Raw genomic sequence first — 22,428 nt, 5'->3', positions numbered from 1 at the left:
GACGCCTACGGAAGCCCCCAGGAGTCGCCCGGCTCCGAAATGGCGACCGGCGCGATGACCAGATCGGGCCGTGCCCCGGAGTGGACCAGCACCTCACGGCCCTTGGGCACGGTGATGGCCAGCGTGCCGTTGCCCAGGTCCTGCGTCCTGGCGGGCGTGCCGTCGTCGAGCAGCACCGTGAGCGTGCCGGTCAGACCGTGCTTGAGCTTGAGCGGTTCGCCCGCCAGGCTCTTGACCCGGATGAACCGGGTGACGCCCGCCTTGCGCACCGCGCTGACGAGGAAGGCACCCTGCGTCCGGAAATCGTGCAGCGTGACGTCCTTCCAGTCCTTCGGGACGGCGGGGAAGACCCGGACCGTGCCGCCCCAGCTCTGGCAGAGCATGTCGTGCATGGACTGCGAGGCCGACAGCGGCGTCTCGATGACCGGCCCGGCCTCGGTGTAGTGGGTGTTGGCGCGGCAGGGGTACCGGGTGGTGGGGTCGAAGAACAGCTTCAGATAGCTGAGCGCGGTGTCGCCCCGCCCGGCCATCGCGTACAGCGAGGCGGCGCCGGTGTAGCTGTAGCCCCGGTGGGCGCCGGTCAGCGCGTGCCAGTGGACGAGCGACTTCTCGATCAGCTCGCGGTTCTCCGGCTGGTCCCAGTTGACGAGGTAGAGCGGGTACACCATCAGCAGGTGGGAGTAGTGCCGGTGCGACTGGGCGTACGGGGTGTCCGCCCCGATCATGAAGCCGTTCTCGTCGGTCGGGTACGGCGTGAGCCGCGTCAGGACCTCCTGCCACCTCGGCTTCAGTGGATCGTTGACGCCGAGGTGCGCGGAGGCGTCGAGGAGGGTCTGGCAGCCCCAGCGGATCAGCGCGAGGTCGTAGTTGGTGTCCTGCGGCGGGACGACCGGATACTCGGGGGAGAGGGTGCTGGGCAGATGGAGCTTGCCGTCGCTGCCCGGTGTGAGGAAGTGCAGGTAGTAGTTGATCGCGCGGCGCAGCAGCGGGAAGAGCGTCTCCCGCAGCAGCGTCTCGTCCATGGTGTGCCGGTAGCTCAGCCACACGTTGTGCAGCGCCCAGGTCAGGTCCCCGACCTCGGCGCCGCTGCCCGGGGTGCCGACGCTCCGGTTGGCGAACATGTCCGAACTGCGGCCGACCCCGGCGCTGTCGGAGCGGTAGGCGGCGGGCACATTGGCGGTGAGCTGCTCCTGGTTCTGGCGGAGCGTGGCGCTCAGCGAGTCCAGCTCCAGGTGGTTGGAGCCGTGGATGAGCCAGTACTCCAACTGCAGGTTGAGGTTCCACCACACGGCCGGCCAGGGGGTGCGCTCCAGCCACGGCCCGCAGGTGGCCATCACCGGGGCGTTCGCCCGGGTCGCGGAGGCGACCTTGTAGAGCTGGATCCAGTAGAAGCTCTGGAGCCGCTCGTCGGGGAGGGAGACGAAGCTCTTGCGGTAGAAGTCGTGCCACCAGCGGGTGTTCCGGTCGCGGAGGGTGCCGTACGCCCCGGCCCGCTGGATCTTCCGGAGCGAGACGGTCGCGGCCTCACTGTTGGACGGAAAACTGTGCCCGACGCTGAGCAGGAGCACATCACCGGTCTGCCGGTAGGCCGTCGCGGTCTGACCGCCGCCGACGAGCGGCTGGAGCACCTGCTTGACTCCGTCGGTGGTACGGGTGGACCAGGCGGGGTTGGCGACGTAACCGGCGGGCGGGTCCTCCTGGATCTGCCGGGGGCTCATGGCCTCCTCGGGGTGGAACGTCCAGCTGACGCGCTCGCCGCCGCTCGCCCGCACGCGGGCGACGAGGATCTCGTCGTGGATGAACGCGGTGAGGGTGAGCGTGCCGGACGAGGTGGTGACCGTACCGCTCAGCTCCGCGTTCCACAGGCTCAGCCGCCAGTCGACGGCCGTGATGGTGCCGACCGGGTCGAGCGTCAGATGCCCGACCGGCAGCCGGCAGGTGCCCCAGCCGCTGCCGAACGCGGGCCGGTGGTCCTGCACCCGGCCGTGCTGGACGGTGAAGCGGATCTTGTTGGCGTCCGGCTCCTGGTAGATCATGCTGCCCAGCAGCCCGTCGCCCAGGAACGGCCCCTCGTGCCACAGGGCGGGCAGCCGGCTCCAGACCAGGTCCTGCCGGCGCAGGAAGTCGGCCCAGTCGCCGCTGCCGGACATGCGGTTGCTCAACTTCCACGGCTGAGCCCGAACCGCCTCGGTCGCCGGCGCGGCGCCCCCGGCGGACTCCTCGGCGCGGGCGACCGAGGGCAGCGAGGCGAGCGCCGCGCCGGTCAGCGCGGAGCCGAGTACGGCTCTGCGCGATGCCGGTAAGACCTTTCTCGGCTGTGAGGTCATGCGTGTGCCTCCATGCCTGATAGACCGTCAATACATCGGGTGTATTGCGGGAAAGTTACGGTCCAGGCCTGTACCTGTCAATGAGTAAGGTGCCATCGTCAAGCGGTGCGCCCGCTCCTCCCTCCAACACATCGGATCTCTCGCCAGGATGGCGGCACTCTCACCGCTCGGGTGGCCTGTCGACCCGGATCAGGGTCTGCTGCCCGTTGGCGACGAGTTTCCGCTCGTCCTTCCGCTCGCCGCCGTCCCGGACGCCGTACACCTCCAACTGGCACACGGTCAGGGTCCGGCCGGACCTCAGGACCGTCCCGACCGCCTCGATGCGGTCGCCGACCGCCGGCGCGAGGAGGTTGATCTTGTACTCGACGGTGAGCACCTCGGCCTTCTCGGGGAACAGCGTGTAGGCCGCGTAGCCGCCCGCCGTGTCCGCGATGGCGCCGGTGGCCCCGGCGTGGAAGTACCCGTGATGCTGGGTGACTTCGGGACGGCCGGGAAGCACGATGTGTACGCGCCCGGGCTCGACGCGGGAGATGCGGGCCCCGAGGTGGGCCATCAGCCCCTGCCGCCCGAAGCTGGCCAGAACCCGCTTCTCCATGTCGCCGTCGGCCTCTTCGGGCCGGATCCGCTCTGCCATGAACTCTCCTCCGGAAGCTGGGACGGGTCCCTCACCCGGCGAGGCGTTCCACCAGCAGGAACCCGCCGATGGCGATCATCAGGGCGCCGGACACCCGGGTCACGGCCCGGGCTGTCGAGGGCCGGGTCCTCAGCACCGTACGGGCCAGCACGCCGACGGCAAGATAGACCACCGCGCACGCGGCCATGTGGAGCGCCCCCAGCAGCCCGGTCTGCGCGGCGACCGGCCAGCCGGCCCCGGCGTCGATGAACTGCGGGAACAGTGAGAAGTACAGCAGCAGCGCCTTCGGGTTCAGCCCGCTGATCCCGGCACCCTTGAGCGCGATCCGCCAGGACGAGCCGGCGACGGGCTCCGCACCAGTGGTCACGGCGACGGACTCCGTGCCGGTGGCCAAGGCGACGGGCTGCCTCAGCACCCCCAGGCCGAGCCATATCAGGTACCCGGCCCCGACGACGGTCAGCGCGGTGAGCGCGGCCGGCGAACCGGCCACGACCACCACCAGCCCCGCGACGGCGAGCAGCGTGTAACCGGCGTATCCCGCTACCAGCCCGGCGACCGCCGGCACGACCGACCGCCCGCGCAGCCCCGCCGCGATCGCGTAGGCCCAGTCGGCACCGGGCGTGAACACCAGCAGCAGGTCCACCACCAGGAAAGCCGCCACCGTCGCCATATCCATCGACGTTCCCTCTCACGTTCCGTACATCTCAAGGGAAAGCTAGACCGGATATGCCCGAAAGTGTTTGCTTATCTACCCCGAAACCGCATGACACGAGGGAGAATCTCCCCCATGGACGCCCTGGACCGGAAAATTCTCACCGAGCTGCAAATGGACGGCCGCCTGACCGTCACCGAGCTGGCCAGACGCGTAGGCCTCAGCGTCTCGCCCTGCCACCGCCGCGTACGGGACCTCGAACGCGAGGGCGCGATCCGCGGCTACCGCGCCGTGGTCGACCCGCCCACCGTCGGCCTGAACTTCGAAGCCCTCGTCTTCGCCACCCTGCGCTGGGAGGACCCCGGCACCGTCACCTCCTTCGAAGAGGCCGTGACCGCCATCCCCCAGGTCATCCAGGCCCAGCGCCTCTTCGGCGAACCCGACTACCTCCTGCGCGTCGCGACCCCCGACCTGGCCGCCTACCAGCGGCTCTACGACCAGCAGTTCGCCCGCCTGCCCGGCGTCCAGCGCCTGACCTCCACCATCGTCATGAAGAACGTCGTCCAGGACCGCCCTCTCCCCGAATGACCGCACAGCAGCCCTGTGGACAATCGCGGGCGAATGCCGGCACGGTGAGGCGCGCCGGCCCGGTGGTCGATCACGTGGCCGATGTCTCCTGGGGGTCCCGTCATGCCGTCCCGCACTTGCCACCGGCCCGCGCGCGGTGGGCCGTTCAGAACGCCGTGGCCAGCCACGCCGCGACCACGGCGAGGAGGATCAGCGGCACGTTCAGGCCGGTCTCCTTGACCTCGCCGCGCGACAGGTGAAGAGCCGCCGCCAGGATCTGTAGCACCGCGAAGCCGGCCCCCGCCGCGATCGCGAGGACGGGTGCGATGCCTGTCAGCGGCGGCAGGATCAATCCGACCGCGCCGAGTATCTCCACGGCGCCGATGAGCCGCACGACCGGCATCGGGACGGTGTCGACCCAGCCCATCATCGGCGCGAGCTGCTCCTGGCTCTGGGAGATCTTCCGCCCGCCGGCGAAGAGATACAGGAGACCCAGCAGTACGGCAACGATCCAGTACGCGACAACCACGGCGGAACCCCCAATAGTTACTGCTTGTAGGTAGGCCCATGATGGGTCACCCTCGAAGGGCTTACAAAAGGCACAACCCTGTGCCTTGGTGACACCGGGAGCACGATGTCGCAGTACGAGAAGACCTGCCTGATCCGAGGCGACGGTGGCCGTGCCGTCCGGGGCATCCTCGACCGCATCGGCGACAAGTGGACCCTTCTCGTGGTCGCGACACTCCACGGCGAACGCATGCGCTTCACCGAACTGCTGCGCCGTATCCCCGGCATCTCACAGCGGATGCTGACCCTGACCCTGCGGCGTCTGGAACGCGACGGCCTCGTCGGGCGCACGGTCTTCGCCGAGGTGCCGCCGCGCGTCGAGTACGAACTCACCCCGATGGGCAGCACGCTGATCGAACCCGCCGTGACACTGGCCGAGTGGGCCGTCGAGCACAACCCCGACATCGAACGCAGCCACGACGCCTACGACTCCCGCGAACGCTGACCGCCTTACCGGGCGCGGGTCACGCGGGTCATGGGCGTACGATCCGGCCCCGCGCGGTGCCCTCTACGGCCTCCACATACGCCCGGGCCACCTCGGAGACGGGCGTGCCGGCAGCCCCGTCCGCGCCCATGGCCTCCAGGGTCTCCCTGATCCAGCCGGGGCTGATGAGATTGACGCGCGGCCCCCGCGGCAGCTCACCCGCCGCGTTGCGTACGAAGCCCTCCAGGCCCCCGTTGACGAGGGCCCCCAGCGACCCGCCGGGCAGCGGGGCGGGGAAGGTGCCCCCGGTCAGCGTGACGGAACCGTCCTCCGGGAGCTGCCGCACGGCCCGCCGCGCCAGCGCGACCTGCCCCCACAGCTTGCCGCGCGCCGCGCCCGCGAACTCGGCGTCCGTCGCCGCCCCCAGATCCACCAGCGGCCCGCCCGCCGCACAGCACACCACCGCGTCGAGCCCCGGCACCTCGCCGAAGAGCGCGTCCAGAGAAGCGGGATCCTCCAGATCCACCCTCACCGGGCCTGTACGCGAAGCCCCGACGACCTGATGGGAAGAGGCGGCCAGTGCACGGACGACGGCGCTGCCCACGGTCCCTGTCGCTCCGACCACCAATACCTTCATGGCTGTCGTCGTCAGCGGGCGTGGAGCGTGTCCGAGCGCACCGCCTCGACGAACGAGGTGAAGGCCCCCGCCGGGAAGAGAAGGGCGGGGCCTTCGGGGTGCTTGGAGTCGCGTACGGGGACGGTGCCGGGGAGGTTGAGGGCGGCTTCGACGCACGCACCGCCGTCGCCATTGCTGTAGGAACTCGTCCGCCAGGCGGCAGCGGCTTCGACGCACTCGCCGCCGTCCTGGTTGCTGTATGAGCTCTTGCGCCACCGGACAGCGCTCAGGTCGTTGGATCGCACGACACTTCCTCCAACATCCTCATGATGAACTTCCGTGAGTCGGCCGGCGAGAGAGCCAGATCACGGGCGAGATCGTACCTGAGCTGCAACCTCTCGACGGATCCCGTCGCCTCGATGAGTTCCCCCGAATATCCGGTCTCCACCCATGCCACGGTACGGCCGTCCGTGCTTCGAAGGAACATAGTGGTGGTGTTCATCAGAGCGTGAAGGCCGACGGTGTGTGGCAGAACCTGGATCATGACTCGCTGGCGCTCGCCCATGGTCAGCAGATGCTCAAGTTGGGTCCGCCATTCGTCAGCATCATCAAGTGGGGTGCGCAGCACGGTTTCGGACAGCATGGTGCGGAACGGTGGCGCGTCATCGCCCTCCAGCAACGCCCGACGCCCTATGCGCGCTTGGACTTGTTTCGTCAGCTCGGCGCCGGCGATGCCGCCCGCAGTGAGGAGCGCCCGTGCGTACCCTTCCGTCTGGAGCAGGCCAGGGAGGACGCACACCGCATAGTGCGACAGGCTCACCGCCTCCGACTCCAGGAACATGTATCGCCGGTACCGCTCCTTGAACTGAGTGGGGTCCGCCATCGCCAGTTCCCAGAGCGTCAGCAACAGCCCCGGCGTCCCGTAGTGCTGGTCCAGCGCCTGGGCGACCTCCGGGCCGCCGAGGGTGTCGCCGCTTTCCATCTTGCCGAACAGGGACGAGTCCCAGCCCAGTACGTCGCCGAGTTGGCGCAGGCTGTCGCCCTTCTCGGCGCGTAGCCGGCTGAGTTCCTCCGTGAACCGCCTGCGCGGCTCCTGGCTCCGTCCCGTGATGACCCGCCTGGGTGGCATCGCACTGCCCTCTCGTCGAAGGTGCCGAATTACCGGAACGTGGCCACGACTTACCTTCCGCCAGCGGCAATTGAGCCAAATTCCCGGTGCATTCTCGTAGTTGTACGAGTACGCACGGTAATTCACCGTCCGGCTCCTCGACAGACCGTTGGCGACAAGTAGACAGGTGTCCGATGGCCCGTAACCAGGAGGTCCCGCCCGTGGCCGGCTGCGACGTGTGCGGCTGGTGGGCGAAGCGGCGGGAGAACGCCCGGCGCGGGATCGGGGAGGCGACCGCCGAGGAGTGCGACCGGCAGATCGCCGCGCATCCGCACCTCAGGCGGTTCGGGGCGCCGTGCTGTGGACGGGGATGAGGCGGGCGCCGGGGCGGGCGGGGCCCGGGTGTATGTGGTGACCGTCGTCGCCGAGGGGCCGGTGTCGGGGCCCGTGGCCGGGGCGGTGGATGGGGGCGTCGTACGGTTCGTGCTCGGCGCCCGGCGGATGTACACGCCCGAGGGGGCCCTGAGCTGGCTGCGGGAGCAGGCCCATCGGGTCGCCGACGGGCTCGACCCCGATCCGTACGCCCCCTGGCTGCCCGCCGCCCGGCCGGATTCCGCGCCGGGGGCGGGTGTGCTGGTCGCCGTGGCCCCGTACGTACCGGACGTGCCCACGGCCCTGCGGAACTGGTGCGACGACCACCGGCAGCAGGGGGCCGCGCTGCGGCGGCTCGTCGCCGGGGAACGGCTGGTGGTGGGCGCCGCCGATCACTCGGGGCGGTACACGCTCACCGCCGAGCCCACCACGGTCGCCGCCCGGCGCCGCTGCGGTGCGCCCCGGCGCCGGTGGTGGTGGCCCTTCCGGCCGCTGCGCCGCCCCGGGCTCCACGCGCGTACGGGAACGACGGAGGGCGGGGAGCGGTGAGGTGGCTGGAAGCGCTCGCCGTCACCGTGAGCGCCGTCCTCGGGATTCTCGTCATCGCCGTCATGGCGTGCGTACGCGGCGGGTGATGTTTGAATGCCTGGGTGACTGCTACTTCGACTGATGCGACTGCGGCTGCGACTACGGCTGCGACCGTGGCTGAGATCGACGTGCTCAGCGTCTTTTGCGGGGCCGACGGCCGGCACGGCAACCTGCTCGGCGTCGTCCGTGAGGGGCGGCACCACCCCGACCGGGCGGCCCGGCAGGCCCTCGCCGCCGAACTCGGCTACAGCGAGACCGTGTTCGTCGACGACCCCGACCGGGGCGTGGTCGACATCTACACCCCCGGGCTGCGGCTGCCGTTCGCCGGGCACCCCCTCGTCGGCGCGGCCTGGCTGCTCGACCTGGAGGCCGTCAACCCGCCCGCCGGGGAGGTGTGGGTGCGCCAGGACGGCGAGTTCACCTGGATCACCGCGCGCCCCGAGTGGGCGCCGCCGCGCACCCTGGAGCAGTACGCCTCCGCCGCCGAGGTCGACGCGCTGCCCGCGCCGCCGCCCGGCGAGGGGTGGCTGTACGCCTGGGCCTGGGAGGACGAGGCCGCCGGGCGGGTCAGGGCGCGCGCCTTTCCGCGCCGGGGCGACGGCATCGTCGAGGACGAGGCGACCGGCGCCGCCGCGCTGCTGCTCACGGCGCGGCTCGGCCGGGCGCTGAACATCACGCAGGGCCGGGGCTCGCAGCTCATCACAGCCCCCGGCCCCGACGGGACCATCGAGCTCGGCGGGCGCGTCCGGCTGCTCTCCGAGCACATCCGCTGAGCGCCGTACGTACGGTTACGCGCTCAGCGGGAACTCCGCGCTCAGCTCCTCGAACACCGCCCCGTTGAAGTCGAAGGCGCGCTTGCACTCGTCGATGATCCGCTGCTTCTCCAGGTCGTCCGCCGCGATCGTGTCCAGCAGCTCCCGGTATCCGCGCTTGAAGGCGGCCGGGTTGGATATCCCCTCGAAGACGTAGAACCGTACGCCGTCGCTCTTGCGGGCGAAGCCGTAGGTCTTCTCCGCCTTGTCGCGGACTATCTGGCCGCCGGAGAGGTCCCCCAGGTAGCGCGTGTAGTGGTGCGCGACAAAGCCACCGGGCCACTCGCGCGCGCACTCCTCGACCCGCGCCGCGTACGCGGCCGTCGCGGGCAGCGGCTCCAGGCCCGTACGCCAGTCGGCACCCCGCAGATGCGACAGATCGCGCTCCAGTTCCGGGGTGCGCGCCAGCTCGCTCCGTATGAAGGGCCCGGCGACCGGGTCCTCTCTCAGTGTCTTCGACGCCTCTTCCATCGTGCTGTACACGAACCAGAGCTGCTCCGTGTAGCGGGTGTAGGCGTCCACCCCGAGCCGCCCGCCGAGCAGGTTGCTCATGAACGGAGCCGCGTTCGCCTCGTCGTGCTTCTCGTGCGAGGCGACCCGGATCAGCGTGGAGAACGGGGTCGCGGCGGTGGTGGCGGTTGCGTCCAAGGCGGGCCTCCGGAGACCGAGGGGACGGGCGTACGGGACGAGGGGGGAGACGGGGGTGGCGGCAGGCACCGCCCTCACCGATACTCTTACTTAGGCTTACCTAAGTCAATGAGTTCCCGACGTCCTGTCGGTAAAAACGCTACCCCGGGATCGCCGGAGGGCAACCTCGGGATTCCGTTACCGTACGTGCCCGCGCGTCAGGGCAGCGTGAGGATCTCCGTGCCCGTCTCCGTGACCACCAGCGTGTGCTCGAACTGCGCGGTCCGCTTCCGGTCCTTCGTCACCACGGTCCAGCCGTCGGCCCACATGTCGTGCTCGTACGTACCGAGCGTGAGCATCGGCTCGATCGTGAACGTCATGCCCGGCTCGATCAGCGTGGTGGCGTGCGGACTGTCGTAGTGCGGGATGATCAGCCCGGAGTGGAAGGACGAGTTGATCCCGTGCCCGGTGAAGTCCCGGACCACGCCGTACCCGAACCGCTTGGCGTACGACTCGATGACCCGCCCGATCACATTGATCCTGCGCCCCGGCCGCACCGCCTTGATCGCGCGGGCCAGCGCCTCGCGCGTCCGGTCCACCAGGAGCTTCGACTCCTCGTCCACGTTGCCGCAGAGGTAGGTGGCGTTGTTGTCGCCGTGCACCCCGTCGATGTACGCGGTGACGTCCAGGTTGACGATGTCGCCGTCCTGGAGGACGGTCGAGTCCGGGATCCCGTGGCAGATGACCTCGTTGACCGAGGTGCAGAGCGACTTGGGGAAGCCCCGGTAGCCGAGCGTCGAGGGGTAGGCCCCGTGGTCGCACATGAACTCGTGCGCGACCCGGTCCAGCTCGTCCGTGGTCACCCCCGGCGCGATGTACTTCGCCGCCTCCTCCATGGCCTGCGCGGCGATCCGCCCGGCGATCCGCATCAGCTCGATCGTCTCGGCGGTCTGCACCTCCGGTCCGGTGTACGGGGTCGGAGCGGGCTTCCCGACGTACTCGGGACGCCGGATCTTTCCGGGGACGGAACGGGCGGGAGAGATCTCCCCTGGTACGAGCAGCGACTGGCCAGACATACCGGCGAGTCTATGGCAGGGCTCAACCGGCCCAGGTGGGGCAGCATGACGTCAGAGGTCAGAGGTCAGAGGTCAGAGGTCAATGGCCAGAGGAAGGAGCCGATGATGGCCCTGTTCAAGAGGCGCACGGTCGGTAAGCCCGGCGAGTGGTACTACTGCCTGGTGCACCAGAAGGTGGAGGAGGGACCGGAGTGCCCCGCCAAGGACCGCTTCGGGCCGTACCCGAACCGCCAGGAGGCGGAACACGCGATGGCGACGGCGCGGGAACGGAACCTGGAGTGGGAGACGGACCCGCGCTGGCACGACGCGTCGAAGAGCGGCCCGGACGGGACCGAGGGGGAAGGCTCGCCCGGGGGACGCTAGTTTTCCCCGCCGCCGCGCTCAGGGCGCCGCCGTCTCCGTGGCGGTCCCGGCAGCCGCGTCCGGAGCCGCCCCGGCAACCGTCCCCGGAGCCGCGCCGCCCGTCCCCCGTGCCGTCGCCGCCTCCTTCTGGGCGCGGCGGCGCAGCGCGTCCTCGTCCGTGTCCGCGTCGTACGTCACCAGCCTCGGCAGCACCGCCGTCAGCAGCCCCACCGCCGCCACGCACGCCAGCCCGCCGCCCCAGATCGCCGGCCGGGTGCCCGTCCAGCCCGCCATCGCGCCCGCGCGCACCTGGCCCAGCTGCGGGCCGATGCTGTACGAGAGCACCTCGATGCCCGCGAGCCTGCCGCGCAGCTCGTCCGGGATCGTCTGGTTCCAGATGGTCGAGCGGCCGAGGCCGCTGAGCGTGTCGCCCATGCCCGCGAGGGCCAGGCAGGCCAGCACCAGCCAGATGTCGGAGAACCACCCGGCGGCCGTCATCGCCAGCCCCCACCCGGCCGCGCCGCACACCACGAAGAGGCCGTGGCGCCGGACCCGTGAGGTCCAGCCGCTGGTCAGGCTGAGTATCACCGAGCCGACCGCGCCCGCCCCGTACATCAGCCCGAGCGACCAGGGCGCGTCCAGTTCGTCGGCGAGGAACGGGAAGATCGTGTTCGGGAAGGCGAAGAACATCGCGGCCAGGTCGATCGCGTACGTCCCCAGCAGCACCGGCCGGCTCCACGCGTAGCGCGCGCCCTCCGCGATGCCGCGCAGCGACGGGCGTTCCGCGTCGTGCGCGGCGGGCGCCGGCGACAGGCGTACGCACAGGAGAACGGAGGCGGTGAAGCCCAGGATCGTGATCCCGTACGCCGTGGCGTGTCCGGCGTACGCGACGACCACGCCCGCCAGCGACGGGCCCGCGATCGTGCCGAGCTGCCAGCGCGCCGCGTTGAGCGCCGCGGCGGCGGTGAGCTGGTCGTGCGGGACGATCCGGGCCATCAGGGAGTCCAGCGCGGGCCGCTGGAGTCCGGCGAGCGCGGAGACCCCGGCGGCCACGACGTACAGCGGCCACAGCATCGGGTCCGGCAGGAGGGCGTTCACCAGCAGGACGGCGGCGAGCACGCCGAGCCCGGCCTCGGTGAAGAGGATGACGCGGCGCCGGTCGACGGCGTCGGCGAGCGCCCCGCCGTACAGCCCGAAGACGATCAGCGGCACCAGCTCCACGGCGCCCATCGCGCCCACGGCGAGCGGGGATCCGGTGAGATCCTTGATCTGGAGCGGCAGCGCGATCATCGCCATGAAGCTGCCGAAGGTCGTCACCAGACCCTGCACCCAGAGCAGCCGGAACTCCCGTGAGGAGCGCAGCGGCGTGAGGTCCGGCAGGATCGAGCGGATCGAACGGAGAGGCGCTGAGGTCACGAGAGGCCATGGTGCGTGGCACTGAGGTGCCACGGCAACCCGGTTACGGGAGCGGGCTCATGGCGGCGTCACGGGTGCGGGCTCGTGGCGGAGTTATGGGGGCGGGCTCATGGCGGCGCGGTCACCAGCGGGCGGGCGGCGGGGCCGCCAACTGGTCGGCCAGGCGCGACAACCGGTCCCGGAAGCGGCGCCGGCCGCGCGGCGCGGGCAGACTGTTCTCGCCGGTGGCCGCGGCGACGAGATGCTGCACGGAGTCGAGGTCCACGCCCTGCGCCGCGTCCGCCGCGGCCACCGTCAGCGCGTCGTGCGCCAGCCCCCGGACGTCCGTGTCGCCGCCGTCCAGCGACAGCACCGTCGCCCCGGCGCGGCGCGCGTCGTGGACCCGTTCCAGCAGCCCGCCGTCCGGCCGTTCGGGCGCCACGACGAGCAGCGTCTCGCCCCGGCCCGCCGCCTCCAGCCGGCCCAGCCCGACGGCGAGATGCGCCGGGTCGCCGGGCCGCACCCGGTGGCGTACGAGGGTGGGGTTCAGCTCCGGCTGGCCCGACCAGGCCGCCTCGTCCACGAGATGCGCGGCGAGGTGCCACGGCTCGTACACCTCGGTCCCGACCAGCAGCAGCCCGCCGCCCTGCGGCACGACGGAGGAGCGCAGCGCCCCCGCGAACCGCCGGGTCGCGGACGGCCACTCCGTACCGCTGAGGACTTCACGCAGCAGCGCGACGCGTACGGCATCCATGGGCCCGCATCCTGCCGCAGTACGGCGCCGGGCGTGGCCGGTCCCGGCGGCTCTCACCCGATCGGGGCCGACCGGCGTCCGGTTACCGCCCCGTAGAGTTCGACCATGACTTCAACGGACAGTGGCAGCACCTCCCCGAACCCGTCGAAAGAGCCCGCCAAGCCCGCCGCCAAGGACCCGTGGGACCTCCCCGATGTCTCCGGGCTGGTCGTCGGTGTGCTGGGCGGCACAGGACCGCAGGGCAAGGGGCTCGCCTACCGGCTGGCGCAGGCCGGACAGAAAGTGATCATCGGATCCCGGGCCGCCGAGCGCGCCGAGGCGGCGGCGGCCGAGCTGGGCAACGGCGTCGAGGGCGCGGACAACGCCGACTGCGCCCGCCGCAGCGACATCGTCATCGTCGCCGTGCCGTGGGACGGGCACGCCAAGACGCTGGAGTCGCTCCGCGGCGAACTGGCGGGGAAGCTGGTCGTCGACTGCGTCAACCCGCTCGGCTTCGACAAGAAGGGCGCGTACCCCCTGAAGCCGGAGGAGGGCAGCGCCGCCGAACAGGCCGCCGCCCTGCTGCCGGACGCGCGGGTGACCGCCGCCTTCCACCACCTCTCCGCGGTGCTCCTCCAGGACCCGGAGGTCGAGCGGATCGAGACGGACGTGATGGTGCTGGGCGAGGCGCGCGCGGACACCGATCTCGTCCAGGCGCTGGCGGGCCGTATCCCGGGCATGCGCGGGGTCTTCGCGGGGCGGCTGCGCAACGCCCACCAGGTGGAGTCGCTGGTGGCCAACCTGATCTCGGTGAACCGCCGGTACAAGGCGCACGCGGGGCTGCGGGTCACGGACGTCTAGGGTCTGCCGACCACGGGCCGCCGGACGGGCGGCCCGCGGTCGACAGGCGCTGACAGGCGATGTCAGACGATCAGTTTGAAGGCGTCAAGTGACAGGTCCGGGCTCAAAGTGCCGCCGAACTTGTACCCACCGGGATCCGTGCACGCCTTCTCGTGCCACCCCTGCGTGGCGACCAGCGTGGTGACGCAGACGCTGCCCTCGCCGATGCTGATCGCCAGCCCGCGCATGAACACCCCCTTGTCCGGGGCGCCGATGTACAGGTCCTTCAGGTTGTCGGCGCCCTTCCAGGCGGGCTCCCAGTCGGTCTTCTCGATGTACCCGTTGGCGGACATCCCGTTCGTGCCGGACACCGCGATGTTGATGCTCTCGATGGGCCGGCTCTGGCCTTCCGTGCCTGAGGGGAGGCCGTCGCAGACCGGCTCCTGCCAGCCGGTGCTGCGCACATAGGCCCGGTAGCAGATGTGCCGGCCCGGGGACCGCTCGTTCAGCGCGGTCACGGCGACCGCCGCCGTGTTCTCCTGAGGCTCGGGCGGCGCCTCTTCTTCCTTCTCGCCGCCGCCCGCGCCCCCGTCGCCGTCCTCCTCGGGCTCGGGGGCCGGCTTGCTCACGGACACGCTGGGCGCCGGGGCGGGCGGTTCGGCCGAGGGCAGGCTCGGTGGCGCCGGGGACTCCGCCGTGGGTATCGAACTGGCGGCGGCCGACTGGGGTATCTCCTTCGCGAGGCTGCGCAGCGCGGGCTGGTACGTGAACCAGAGCACCGCGAGGGTGATCGCCAGCGCGAGGAGGATGCTCAGCAGGGTGGCGACCCAGAGCGGCAGGAAGCCCCGCTGCACGTATGTGCCGTCCGTGCCGAGCGGAGTCGTGCCCGAGCGCTGCAACGCCAGGGTGTAGGGCCGTTCCTGCTTCTGGCCGAGCCAGATGATCTGCCGGGGCTTGAGCTTCGCGTCCACGAACGCGGCGCGGCCCGGCTCGATCTGCACACTGGCGGGGAACAGCTCGTACGAGAGCGAGTCACCGTTGTCGCTGCCCGAGAGGGAGGCGGTGAGGCTGGTGTTGCCGAGGTTGTCGATGGCCAGCTTGGGCCGGCCGCGGAACCGTCCCCTGACCGTCGGCGGGACCAGTTCCGTCCGTACCTCGGTGAAGGGCGTGAACGTGATGTTGCCCTCGGCCACCGTCGTGGAGTCGGTCTGCTCCGTCGGGACGATCCGCACCCCGTACGGATGCGGACCGGCGGTCGCGTCCGGGGTGCGCGGCGGCGCGAACGTGAGCTGAAGGGTTCCCGTGGTCCCCGGAAAAAGCCGGATGGAGGAGGGTTCGACGGTGACGTACGGGGCAACATCCCCGACGGGAACGAAGCTGAATTCGTCGACCACATCGCCGGTGTTGCGCACATTCAGCCGCACCGTGGTCGTGTCGCCGGGGGCCACCGTGGTGGACGCGGGCTCAAGAGAAGTCCAGAGGCTCACGCGCTGACGTTAGCGGGGGAGCCGGTTCCCGTCAGGAAGCCAACGGGCGGACATTCGTGCCCCCCACGACGGGGAGATCTGCCTTCCGTTTCCTTCACACTCTCCTCTCAGTACGCCCTTACCCGTGGGTAGGGGGAAGCGGGTTCCCCAGGAGTGGCCGGGCTGCCGGAGGGGCGTCCGGTGGGGCATCCGGAGGGGCGTCCGTGCACGGGCCGGCGGGTCTGGGGGAGACTGGGACCGTCGTACGACACCCACCCCGGGACACCCCCCCCGAGACCCCGGGACAACCCCCCGAACAGGAGCCGACCCGCATGCCCCGCCTCGCTCTCTACGCCCTCGCCGTCTGCGTCCTGACCGTGGCCGCGGCCGTGGTCTCCTTCGCCCAGGGCAGCTGGCTCGGTGTCGTATGGGTGCTGCTCGCGGGGCTCTCGTCCAACATGGCGTGGTACTACGTCCGCAAGGCGAAGGCGGAGCGGGCGGCACAGCCGTAGAACGGCACACTCGGAGAGCCGTACGGCACACTCGCGGCGTCGGTACGGCACGATCCGCCTCCTGGAGTCCCCTGGAGTCTCCTGGAGCGTCACGCTCCGCAGATGTACTCCTGCCGGCTCATCCAGAAGGTGAAGAGGTTCCGCCCGCAGTACGTCTCCAGCTCCGAGACGCCCAGCGCACGCATCAGCGCGTGGATGCCGTCGAAGAACACGCCGTTCACCTCGGGGATGAAGAGCACGATGAAGACGGCGAGCAGTCCGAACGGCGCGAACGGCTCCACCTGGCGGCGGATCTTGTGGGAGAGCCATGGCTCGATCACCCCGTACCCGTCCAGGCCCGGCACCGGCAGGAAGTTCAGCAGCGCCGCCGTGACCTGGAGAAGGGCGAGGAAGCCCAGCGCGTAACGGAAGGGCAGGGGCACGCCGGACAGGGCGTCCAGCCAGAACGGCGCCGTGCAGACGATCGCGAACAGCACGTTCGTCAGCGGGCCGGCCGCCGAGATCAGGCTGTGCTTCCAGCGGCCCCGGATACGGCCCCGCTCGATGAAGACCGCCCCGCCCGGCAGCCCGATCCCGCCCATGATCACGAAGATCACGGGCAGCACGATGCTCAGCAGCGCGTGCGTGTACTTGAGCGGGTTGAGCGTCAGATAGCCCTTGGCGCCGATCGAGATGTCGCCGCTGTGCAGCGCGGTGCGGGCGTGCGCGTACTCGTGCAGACAGAGCGAGGTGATCCAGGCGCCCGTGACGAAGAGGAAGACGCCGATCCTGATGTTCGCGGCGAAGTCGGTCCACACCGCCCAGCCGGAGACCGCCGTGACGGCGACGATGCCCAGGAAGACAGGGGAGATCCGCCGGTCGCTGTTGCGGGAGGTGACGGTGGACATGGGCGGGGCTCCCCAGGGGACGGGATCGGCGGGTCGGGCGGCAGGGCGGGAGCGTGTGGCGTGCGGCCGGAGATCTCCCCGACCGTATCGCTGCCCTTTCCCGAACGTCCGACACGCGGAAAACGTCTCGCCTCCCGGCACGGTTCCGGGGAGGCTGGACCCATGGTGCGGAGGACGATCCGGTACGACGAGGAACGGAAGGGGCGGTTCCGCTGAGCGCCGTCCCGGACAATGGGCCCATGCGTCCGCGCTACCGCGTTCTCGGTCCCACCCTCGCCCTGCGTGCCGACGGCACCCCCGCCGCCCTCGGCGGCGCACGGCTGCGCGCGCTGCTGACCGTGCTGGCGCTGCGGCCCGGCCGTACCGTCCCGGTCGGTGCGCTCGTCGCGGAGGTCTGGGAAGGCGAGCCGCCCGCCGACGCGGTCGGCGCGCTCCAGGCCCTGGTCGGGCGGTTGCGCCGGGCCCTCGGCGCCTCGGCCGTGGCCTCGGAGAACGGCGGCTACCGGCTCCGCGCCGACGAGGACGACGTGGACCTCCACCGCTTCGGCGCGCTCGCCCGCGAGGGCACGCGGGCGCTGGAGGCGGGCGACGCCGCCGGGGCGGCCCGGCTGCTCGACGACGCCCTCGCGCTCTGGCGGGGACCGGCGCTGGCAGACCTCCCCGACCGTGCGACGGAGGCCGCCCGCTGGGAGGCCCGGCGCACCGAGGCGCGCAGGGCCCGGTCGGCCGCCGCGCTCGCGCTGGGCCGCGCGGCGGAGGCCCTGCCCGAACTGGCCGCGCTCTGCGGTGAGTTCCCGCTCGACGAACCCCTTCAGGCGCTGCGGATCCGGGCCCTGCGGGACGCGGGGCGCCCGGCGGCCGCGCTGGCCGCCTACGGCGAGGTGCGCCGCGCCCTCGCGGAGCGGCTGGGCACGGACCCGGGCCCGGAGCTGCGCGCCCTCCACGAGGAGCTGCTGCGCGGCGGGAGCACCCGGGGGAGCCACGGCGGGGACGCTCGCGGGAGCCACGGCGCGGGCGCTCCGGCGTCCGGGGCGCCGGTGAACGGCGCGTCCGCGGTGCTGGTGAACGGCGCGTCCGCGGTGCTGATGAACGGCTCCCGGCCGAACGGTGCCGGCCTGAACGGGGCCGGGATGAACGGGGCCGGGCGTCCCGGGAACCTCCGTGCCCGGCTGACCAGCTTCGTCGGGCGCGAGGCGGACATCGAGGCGATACGCGGCGACCTGGGCGGCGCCCGGCTCGTCACCCTGCTCGGGCCGGGCGGCGCCGGGAAGACCCGGCTCTCGCAGGAGGCCGCCGAGCTGATGGCCGAGGACTGGCCCGACGGTGTCTGGCTGGCCGAGCTGGCCCCGGTCAACGATCCGGCGACGGTCCCCGAGGCCGTGCTCAGCGCCCTCGGCGCGCGCGAGACCGTGCTGCGCGGGGCCGGGGCCGAGGAACTGCGCGCCGTCGACCGGCACGCCGGCGAACCGCTCGTACGGCTCGCCGAGCACTGCGCTCGCCGCCGGATGCTGCTCCTGCTCGACAACTGCGAGCATGTGATCGGCGCCGCGGCCGCCCTCGCCGACGAGCTGCTCGCGCACTGCCCCGGGCTGACCGTCCTGGCGACCAGCCGGGAGGCCCTGGGGGTGCCGGGCGAGGTGGTGCGCCCGGTGGAGCCGCTGCCGCCGGACCCGGCGCACCGGCTGTTCGCGGAGCGCGGGCGTGCGGTACGGGCCGGGTTCGACCCGGCGGACGACCCGGGGGCGGTGGCGGAGATCTGCCGTCGGCTGGACGGGCTGCCGCTGGCGATCGAGCTGGCGGCGGCGCGGCTGCGACTGCTGACGCCGCGTCAGATCGCCGACCGGCTCGACGACCGCTTCCGGCTGCTGACGAGCGGGAGCCGGACCGTACTGCCGCGCCAGCAGACGCTGCGCGCCGTCGTGGACTGGTCCTGGGAGCTGCTGGACGGCCCGGAACGCGCCGTGCTGCGGCGGCTCTCCGTCTTCACGGGCGGCTGCGACCTCACCGCCGCGGAGTCCGTCTGCGCCGACGACACCGACACCGACACGGCCGGGCCCCTCGTGGGTGCCCGGGATGTCGCCGGGCTGCTGGGCTCCCTCATCGACAAGTCCCTCGTCGTCGCCACCCCCGCGAGCGACGGCACCATGCGCTACCGGCTGCTGGAGACCGTCGCGGAGTACACCGCCGAACGCCTCGACCGGTCCGCCGGGTCCGGGGGATCCGGCGAAGGCGGGGGAGGGGAGCGTGCCGCCACCGAGCGACGGCATCTCGTCCACTACCGGGAGCTGGCCCGCACCACCGACGTCGCGCTGCGCGGTCCCGGCCAGAAGGCCGCCATACGCCGCCTCCAGCAGGAGTACGAGAACCTGCGCACCGCGCTGCGCCGCGCCGTGGCCGCCGGTGACGAGCAGGAGGCGCTCTGTCTGGTGCTCTCCCTCAGCTGGTTCGGGCAGATGCTCGACCTGCGCTCCGACGCCTACCAGTGGGCCAGGGCCGCCTCGGCGCTCGGCCCCGATCCGTTCGCCCCGCCCGGGGAGCCCGCCCCTCCGATCCTGACGCGCTGTACGGACGCGCCGCCGCCCATGAGCCCCGACCTGCTCCAGGAGGCGCGGCGTCAGGTGTGGCTGGTCAAGATGGCCACCGAGGACCACAACGTGGGTACCTGGATGGCCCCGGAACAGCAGGACCGGCTCCGCGTGGTGGCCACCGTCTACCGGCCGGGGCTGCCGCAGACCTGCCGCTTCCCCGCCACCCTGTGGTTCTTCGCGATCATGCTCACCGGGGACGCCGACGACCTGCGCCTGATGCTGGACGGGACGGTGCGCGCCTGCGAGGAGTTCGGGTACGAGTGGGAGCTGGCCAGCGCGCTCCAGATGCGGGCCAACGTGCTCGCCAACCGCGCGGCCTGGGCGGGCGACGCCCGCGGGGACGCCGACCGGAGCCTGGCGATCTACCAGCGGCTCGGCGACCGCTGGGGTACCGCCGAGGCGCTCTCCGCCCGGGGCGAGGCCCTGGAGAAACACGGCGAACACGCCCTGGCCGCGGCGGACTACGCGGCGGCCATCGGCCACGCCGAGTGGCTCGGCGCGCACGGCCAGGTCGCCCTGCTCCGCGCCCGCCTCGCCGGGACGATGTGCGAGACGGGCCAGGGCGACGAGGGCGAGCGCATCCTCCGCGAGGTGGTCGCCGACGAGCCGGACTCCGTGCACGAGGCGATGCCCGCCGCCCGCCTCTACCTCGCCCTGTGGCTGGGCCGCACCGGACGCCGCGACGAGGCCCGGGAGCAGATGCACCAACTGCTGGACACCTTCCGCTCCGAGACCCTCGCCATGTTCCAGGGCATGGTGCGGAGCGTCTTCGCCTGGCTGGACTGCGCGGACGGCCGCTACGCCGAGTCGCTGGAGGGCAGCCGGGCCGCCCTGGAGTCGGCGCTGTCCCCGCTGTCGATGATGGTCGCGCCGGAGATGCCCGCGGTCCATCTGCTGACGGCCGCCTGGGCGCTGAGCGGGCTCCCCGCTGCCGAAGGAGGCCGGGGCCGGGACGCCGCCCGGCTGCTCGGGGCGTACGAGGCGCTGCTCCCCGCCCGTCATCACCCGAACTCCTTGGAACGGGAGATGTCCGCCGCCGCCGAGGCGGCGACGCGCGCCGTCCTCGACGGCCCGGCGTTCGACGCCGCGCGGGCCGAGGGCGCCGGCCTCTCCCTGGAGGAAGCCGTCGCCCTCGTCTGATCCGCGCCGTCGCCGCGGGTCCGTTCCGTTCGTGGTGCCTCGCCCCCCGGTGCGCCCGGCGTCACGACTTCTTGCGGAACTTGGCCACTGCCAGCGGGGCCGTCACCACGGTGATCGCCGCCGCCCACCCCAGCGTCATCCACACGGAGTGCGCGACCGGGCCGCCGTTGATCAGATTGCGCGCCGCGTCCGCGAGGTTGGAGAGCGGGTTGTAGTCGGTGAACGCCTGGAGCCAGCCGGGCATGGTCGACGGCGGGGCGAAGATCGACGAACCGAACTGCATCGGCATCAGCACGAGCATGGCCACCCCCTGGACGGCCTGCGCCGTCTTCATGGCGAGTCCGAGCAGGATGAAGATCCACATCAGTGAGGCGCCGAACGCCAGGGAGAGACCGATGGCGGCGCCCAGGTCGAGCACCGACGTCTTGATCTCCATGCCGAGCAGGAAGCCCATGCCGAGCAGGATCGCTATGGCGACCAGCATCCGGCCGATCTCCACGACTATCTTCGCGATCAGCACCGAGGAGCGGGCGATCGGCATCGTGCGGAACCGGTCCATGACCCCCTTGCGGAAGTCCTCGTTCACCCCGGTGCCGACGGCCATGGAGATGTTCATGCCCATCATCGCCATCAGCCCCGGCACCACGTAGTTCACGTAGTCCTCGCGGCTGCCGCCGAGGCTCGCGCCCACGGACCCGCCGAAGACGTACACGAACAGCAGCGTGAAGATGATCGGCGTCAGCAGGACGTCGAACATCGACTCCGGGTCCTGCTTGATCTGAAGGGCGTTGCGGCGCACCAGCGCGCCGATGTGGCGCAGATTGGCGCGCAGCCCGATCCGGCCCTCGTCGGTGCCCGAGGCCGCGATCGCCCGCGAGCCGGGCCCGCCGACGCCCGCGGCGGGCGGGGCGGAGCTCCCCGCGGCCGCGGTGCCCGCGCCGGCCTGGGGGCCGGTGTCGGCGCCGGGCGTGGACGGTGTGGTGGCGGTGTTGGTCGAGCTCATGCCGCGACCTCCTCGGGCGTGGTGTCGGACGGGGTCGTGGAGGCGGTCTTCTGGCCGGTGATGGCCAGGAACACCTCGTCGAGGCTGGGCAGATGGGTCCCTATGTGCGCGATGCCGAAGCCGCGCTCGGCCAGCAGGCCGATGACCGCGGTCAGCTGACCGTCGCTCAGGATCGGTACGTACAGCAGCCCCTCGTCGGCCACGGCCTGCGCGCCGGCGAGACCGTCGAGGCCGCTCTCGGTGACCGCTTGCGCCATCGCGGGGAGCTGCGCCGGATCGGCCGGCCTGATCTGGAGCGTCCGGCCGCCGACCTTCGCCTTCAGCTCGTCCACGCCGCCGTTGGCGATGACCCGGCCGCGGTCGATGACCGTCAGCTCGTCGGCGAGCTGCTCGGCCTCCTCCATGTACTGGGTGGTGAGCAGGACGGTGGCCCCCTCGTCGACCATCCGCCGCACCTCGTCCCAGACCTCGTTACGGGTACGGGGGTCGAGGCCCGTCGTCGGCTCGTCGAGGTAGAGCACCGAGGGGTGGCCGATCATCGACGCCGCGAGGTCGAGCCGGCGCCGCATGCCGCCGGAGTACTGCATCGCGGCCTTCTTCGCCGCCTCCGTGAGCGAGAAGCGTTCCAGCAGTTCGTCGGCGCGGCGCCGGGCGTCCCCGCAGGAGAGGTCGAGCAGCCGCCCGATCATGTACAGGTTCTCCCAGCCGGAGAGCTTCTCGTCGACCGAGGCGTACTGGCCGGTGAGGCCGATCCTGCGGCGCAGCTGGCGCGGCTGGCGCAGCACGTCGTACCCCGCGACCATCGCCGTGCCGGCGTCCGGCTGGACCAGGGTGGAGAGGATGCGGACCAGGGTCGTCTTGCCCGCGCCGTTGGGCCCGAGCACGCCGAGGACGGTGCCCTCGCGCACATCGAGGTCGACGCCGTCGAGGGCCCGGGTGCCCTGCGGTCCGCCGTACTGCTTGACCAGCCCCCGCACCTCGACGGCGTGGCCCGATCGGCCGCCGCCGGGGTTCTTGTCGTATGTCGTCATGGCCCCCATCAGAACAGCCGCCACCGACAAGCCGCCGACAAGCCGCCGACAGCCTGTGGATAACTGGCCGACATCCCGGGGCCGGGCAGTCGACAGCCCGCCGACGGGGGAAGATCGGCGG

Annotated in this window: 24 protein-coding genes; 9 read left to right on the top strand and 15 right to left on the bottom strand. The window is 71.8% G+C overall.

The window, feature by feature from the left end; all coding sequences use genetic code 11:
• Positions 1–5: 5 nt before the first annotated feature.
• From ACFTZC_RS11235 to ACFTZC_RS11225, 3 genes are all read right to left on the bottom strand, one after another.
• The gene (locus tag ACFTZC_RS11235) at positions 6–2,327 is read right to left on the bottom strand and encodes a Tat pathway signal sequence domain protein (RefSeq protein WP_382888537.1); all 2,322 of its coding nucleotides are present in this window, start codon (positions 2,325–2,327) and stop codon (positions 6–8) included.
• A gap of 160 nt (positions 2,328–2,487) precedes the next feature.
• Entirely contained in the window at positions 2,488–2,961 is a 474-nt protein-coding gene (locus ACFTZC_RS11230) for a PaaI family thioesterase (RefSeq protein WP_382888536.1), read from the bottom strand.
• Positions 2,962–2,992: 31 nt separating this feature from the next.
• Positions 2,993–3,637 carry a LysE family translocator gene (locus tag ACFTZC_RS11225; RefSeq protein WP_382888535.1) on the bottom strand — a complete coding sequence of 215 codons (645 nt, stop codon included), beginning with the start codon at positions 3,635–3,637 and terminating at the stop codon, positions 2,993–2,995.
• Between the two features lie 111 nt (positions 3,638–3,748).
• On the opposite strand from ACFTZC_RS11225, the gene ACFTZC_RS11220 reads away from it, so the two are divergent.
• Positions 3,749–4,201: an Lrp/AsnC family transcriptional regulator gene (locus ACFTZC_RS11220; protein ID WP_382888534.1), complete on the top strand. Its 453-nt coding sequence runs from the start codon at positions 3,749–3,751 to the stop codon at positions 4,199–4,201.
• 145 nt (positions 4,202–4,346) lie between these two features.
• On the opposite strand, the gene ACFTZC_RS11215 is transcribed toward ACFTZC_RS11220, so the two are convergent.
• Complete coding sequence (locus ACFTZC_RS11215) at positions 4,347–4,709, bottom strand: DoxX family protein (RefSeq protein ID WP_382888533.1); 363 nt, start codon at positions 4,707–4,709, stop codon at positions 4,347–4,349.
• A gap of 105 nt (positions 4,710–4,814) precedes the next feature.
• Here ACFTZC_RS11215 and ACFTZC_RS11210 point away from each other — a divergent pair, with 105 nt between their 5' ends.
• Positions 4,815–5,192, top strand: coding sequence for a winged helix-turn-helix transcriptional regulator (locus ACFTZC_RS11210; protein ID WP_382888532.1), 378 nt, complete (start codon positions 4,815–4,817; stop codon positions 5,190–5,192).
• Between the two features lie 28 nt (positions 5,193–5,220).
• Here the strand turns inward: ACFTZC_RS11210 and ACFTZC_RS11205 are convergent, their stop codons facing one another.
• Genes ACFTZC_RS11205 through ACFTZC_RS11195 form a run of 3 tightly spaced genes read right to left on the bottom strand, consistent with a single transcriptional unit; the run spans position 5,221 to position 6,916 of the window.
• Positions 5,221–5,808: a short chain dehydrogenase gene (locus ACFTZC_RS11205; protein WP_382888530.1), complete on the bottom strand. Its 588-nt coding sequence runs from the start codon at positions 5,806–5,808 to the stop codon at positions 5,221–5,223.
• An 11-nt stretch (positions 5,809–5,819) separates the two neighbouring features.
• A complete protein-coding gene (locus ACFTZC_RS11200; RefSeq protein WP_382888529.1) occupies positions 5,820–6,092 on the bottom strand; it encodes a DUF397 domain-containing protein in 273 nt (90 codons plus the stop codon).
• Positions 6,074–6,916, bottom strand: a complete 843-nt coding sequence (locus ACFTZC_RS11195; RefSeq protein ID WP_382888528.1) for a helix-turn-helix transcriptional regulator — start codon at positions 6,914–6,916, stop codon at positions 6,074–6,076. The genes ACFTZC_RS11200 and ACFTZC_RS11195 overlap by 19 nt, the downstream gene beginning before the upstream one ends.
• A 173-nt stretch (positions 6,917–7,089) precedes the next feature.
• Here ACFTZC_RS11195 and ACFTZC_RS11190 point away from each other — a divergent pair, with 173 nt between their 5' ends.
• The 3 genes from ACFTZC_RS11190 (at position 7,090) to ACFTZC_RS11180 (ending at position 8,628) form a co-directional block, all read left to right on the top strand.
• Positions 7,090–7,269, top strand: a complete 180-nt coding sequence (locus tag ACFTZC_RS11190; protein ID WP_382888527.1) for a hypothetical protein — start codon at positions 7,090–7,092, stop codon at positions 7,267–7,269.
• Positions 7,256–7,816, top strand: coding sequence for a hypothetical protein (locus ACFTZC_RS11185; RefSeq protein WP_382888526.1), 561 nt, complete (start codon positions 7,256–7,258; stop codon positions 7,814–7,816). Before ACFTZC_RS11190 ends, ACFTZC_RS11185 begins: the two co-directional genes overlap by 14 nt.
• A gap of 152 nt (positions 7,817–7,968) precedes the next feature.
• Positions 7,969–8,628 carry a PhzF family phenazine biosynthesis protein gene (locus tag ACFTZC_RS11180; RefSeq protein ID WP_382888525.1) on the top strand — a complete coding sequence of 220 codons (660 nt, stop codon included), beginning with the start codon at positions 7,969–7,971 and terminating at the stop codon, positions 8,626–8,628.
• A gap of 15 nt (positions 8,629–8,643) precedes the next feature.
• On the opposite strand, the gene ACFTZC_RS11175 is transcribed toward ACFTZC_RS11180, so the two are convergent.
• Positions 8,644–9,315 carry a heme oxygenase (biliverdin-producing) gene (locus tag ACFTZC_RS11175; protein ID WP_382888524.1) on the bottom strand — a complete coding sequence of 224 codons (672 nt, stop codon included), beginning with the start codon at positions 9,313–9,315 and terminating at the stop codon, positions 8,644–8,646.
• Between the two features lie 197 nt (positions 9,316–9,512).
• On the bottom strand, positions 9,513–10,370 hold the full coding sequence (gene map, locus ACFTZC_RS11170) for a type I methionyl aminopeptidase (protein ID WP_382888523.1): 858 nt from the start codon (positions 10,368–10,370) through the stop codon (positions 9,513–9,515).
• A 105-nt stretch (positions 10,371–10,475) separates the two neighbouring features.
• Here map and ACFTZC_RS11165 point away from each other — a divergent pair, with 105 nt between their 5' ends.
• The gene (locus ACFTZC_RS11165; protein ID WP_382888521.1) at positions 10,476–10,733 is read left to right on the top strand and encodes a hypothetical protein; all 258 of its coding nucleotides are present in this window, start codon (positions 10,476–10,478) and stop codon (positions 10,731–10,733) included.
• A gap of 18 nt (positions 10,734–10,751) precedes the next feature.
• Here ACFTZC_RS11165 and ACFTZC_RS11160 read toward each other — a convergent pair whose 3' ends face one another.
• Entirely contained in the window at positions 10,752–12,128 is a 1,377-nt protein-coding gene (locus ACFTZC_RS11160) for an MFS transporter (protein ID WP_382888520.1), read from the bottom strand.
• A 121-nt stretch (positions 12,129–12,249) separates the two neighbouring features.
• Positions 12,250–12,861, bottom strand: coding sequence for a hypothetical protein (locus ACFTZC_RS11155; RefSeq protein ID WP_382888519.1), 612 nt, complete (start codon positions 12,859–12,861; stop codon positions 12,250–12,252).
• A 105-nt stretch (positions 12,862–12,966) separates the two neighbouring features.
• On the opposite strand from ACFTZC_RS11155, the gene npdG reads away from it, so the two are divergent.
• On the top strand, positions 12,967–13,701 hold the full coding sequence (npdG, locus tag ACFTZC_RS11150) for an NADPH-dependent F420 reductase (protein ID WP_382888518.1): 735 nt from the start codon (positions 12,967–12,969) through the stop codon (positions 13,699–13,701).
• A gap of 62 nt (positions 13,702–13,763) precedes the next feature.
• On the opposite strand, the gene ACFTZC_RS11145 is transcribed toward npdG, so the two are convergent.
• On the bottom strand, positions 13,764–15,167 hold the full coding sequence (locus ACFTZC_RS11145; RefSeq protein WP_382888517.1) for a hydrolase: 1,404 nt from the start codon (positions 15,165–15,167) through the stop codon (positions 13,764–13,766).
• A gap of 311 nt (positions 15,168–15,478) precedes the next feature.
• On the opposite strand from ACFTZC_RS11145, the gene ACFTZC_RS11140 reads away from it, so the two are divergent.
• A complete protein-coding gene (locus ACFTZC_RS11140) occupies positions 15,479–15,658 on the top strand; it encodes a hypothetical protein (RefSeq protein ID WP_382888516.1) in 180 nt (59 codons plus the stop codon).
• A gap of 89 nt (positions 15,659–15,747) precedes the next feature.
• Here the strand turns inward: ACFTZC_RS11140 and ACFTZC_RS11135 are convergent, their stop codons facing one another.
• On the bottom strand, positions 15,748–16,545 hold the full coding sequence (locus ACFTZC_RS11135) for a site-2 protease family protein (protein WP_382888515.1): 798 nt from the start codon (positions 16,543–16,545) through the stop codon (positions 15,748–15,750).
• A 239-nt stretch (positions 16,546–16,784) separates the two neighbouring features.
• On the opposite strand from ACFTZC_RS11135, the gene ACFTZC_RS11130 reads away from it, so the two are divergent.
• On the top strand, positions 16,785–20,273 hold the full coding sequence (locus ACFTZC_RS11130; RefSeq protein ID WP_382888514.1) for a BTAD domain-containing putative transcriptional regulator: 3,489 nt from the start codon (positions 16,785–16,787) through the stop codon (positions 20,271–20,273).
• Positions 20,274–20,334: 61 nt separating this feature from the next.
• On the opposite strand, the gene ACFTZC_RS11125 is transcribed toward ACFTZC_RS11130, so the two are convergent.
• Positions 20,335–21,276, bottom strand: coding sequence for an ABC transporter permease (locus ACFTZC_RS11125; protein WP_382888513.1), 942 nt, complete (start codon positions 21,274–21,276; stop codon positions 20,335–20,337).
• Positions 21,273–22,307 (bottom strand): ATP-binding cassette domain-containing protein, encoded by a 1,035-nt coding sequence (locus tag ACFTZC_RS11120; RefSeq protein WP_382888512.1) that lies wholly within the window; start codon positions 22,305–22,307, stop codon positions 21,273–21,275. The genes ACFTZC_RS11125 and ACFTZC_RS11120 overlap by 4 nt, the downstream gene beginning before the upstream one ends.
• Between the last annotated feature and the right edge of the window lie 121 nt (positions 22,308–22,428).

It is taken from the genome of Streptomyces sp. NPDC056987 (assembly GCF_042673865.1).
GTDB lineage: Bacteria > Actinomycetota > Actinomycetes > Streptomycetales > Streptomycetaceae > Streptomyces.
This window is presented reverse-complemented; position numbering and strand designations above follow the sequence as displayed.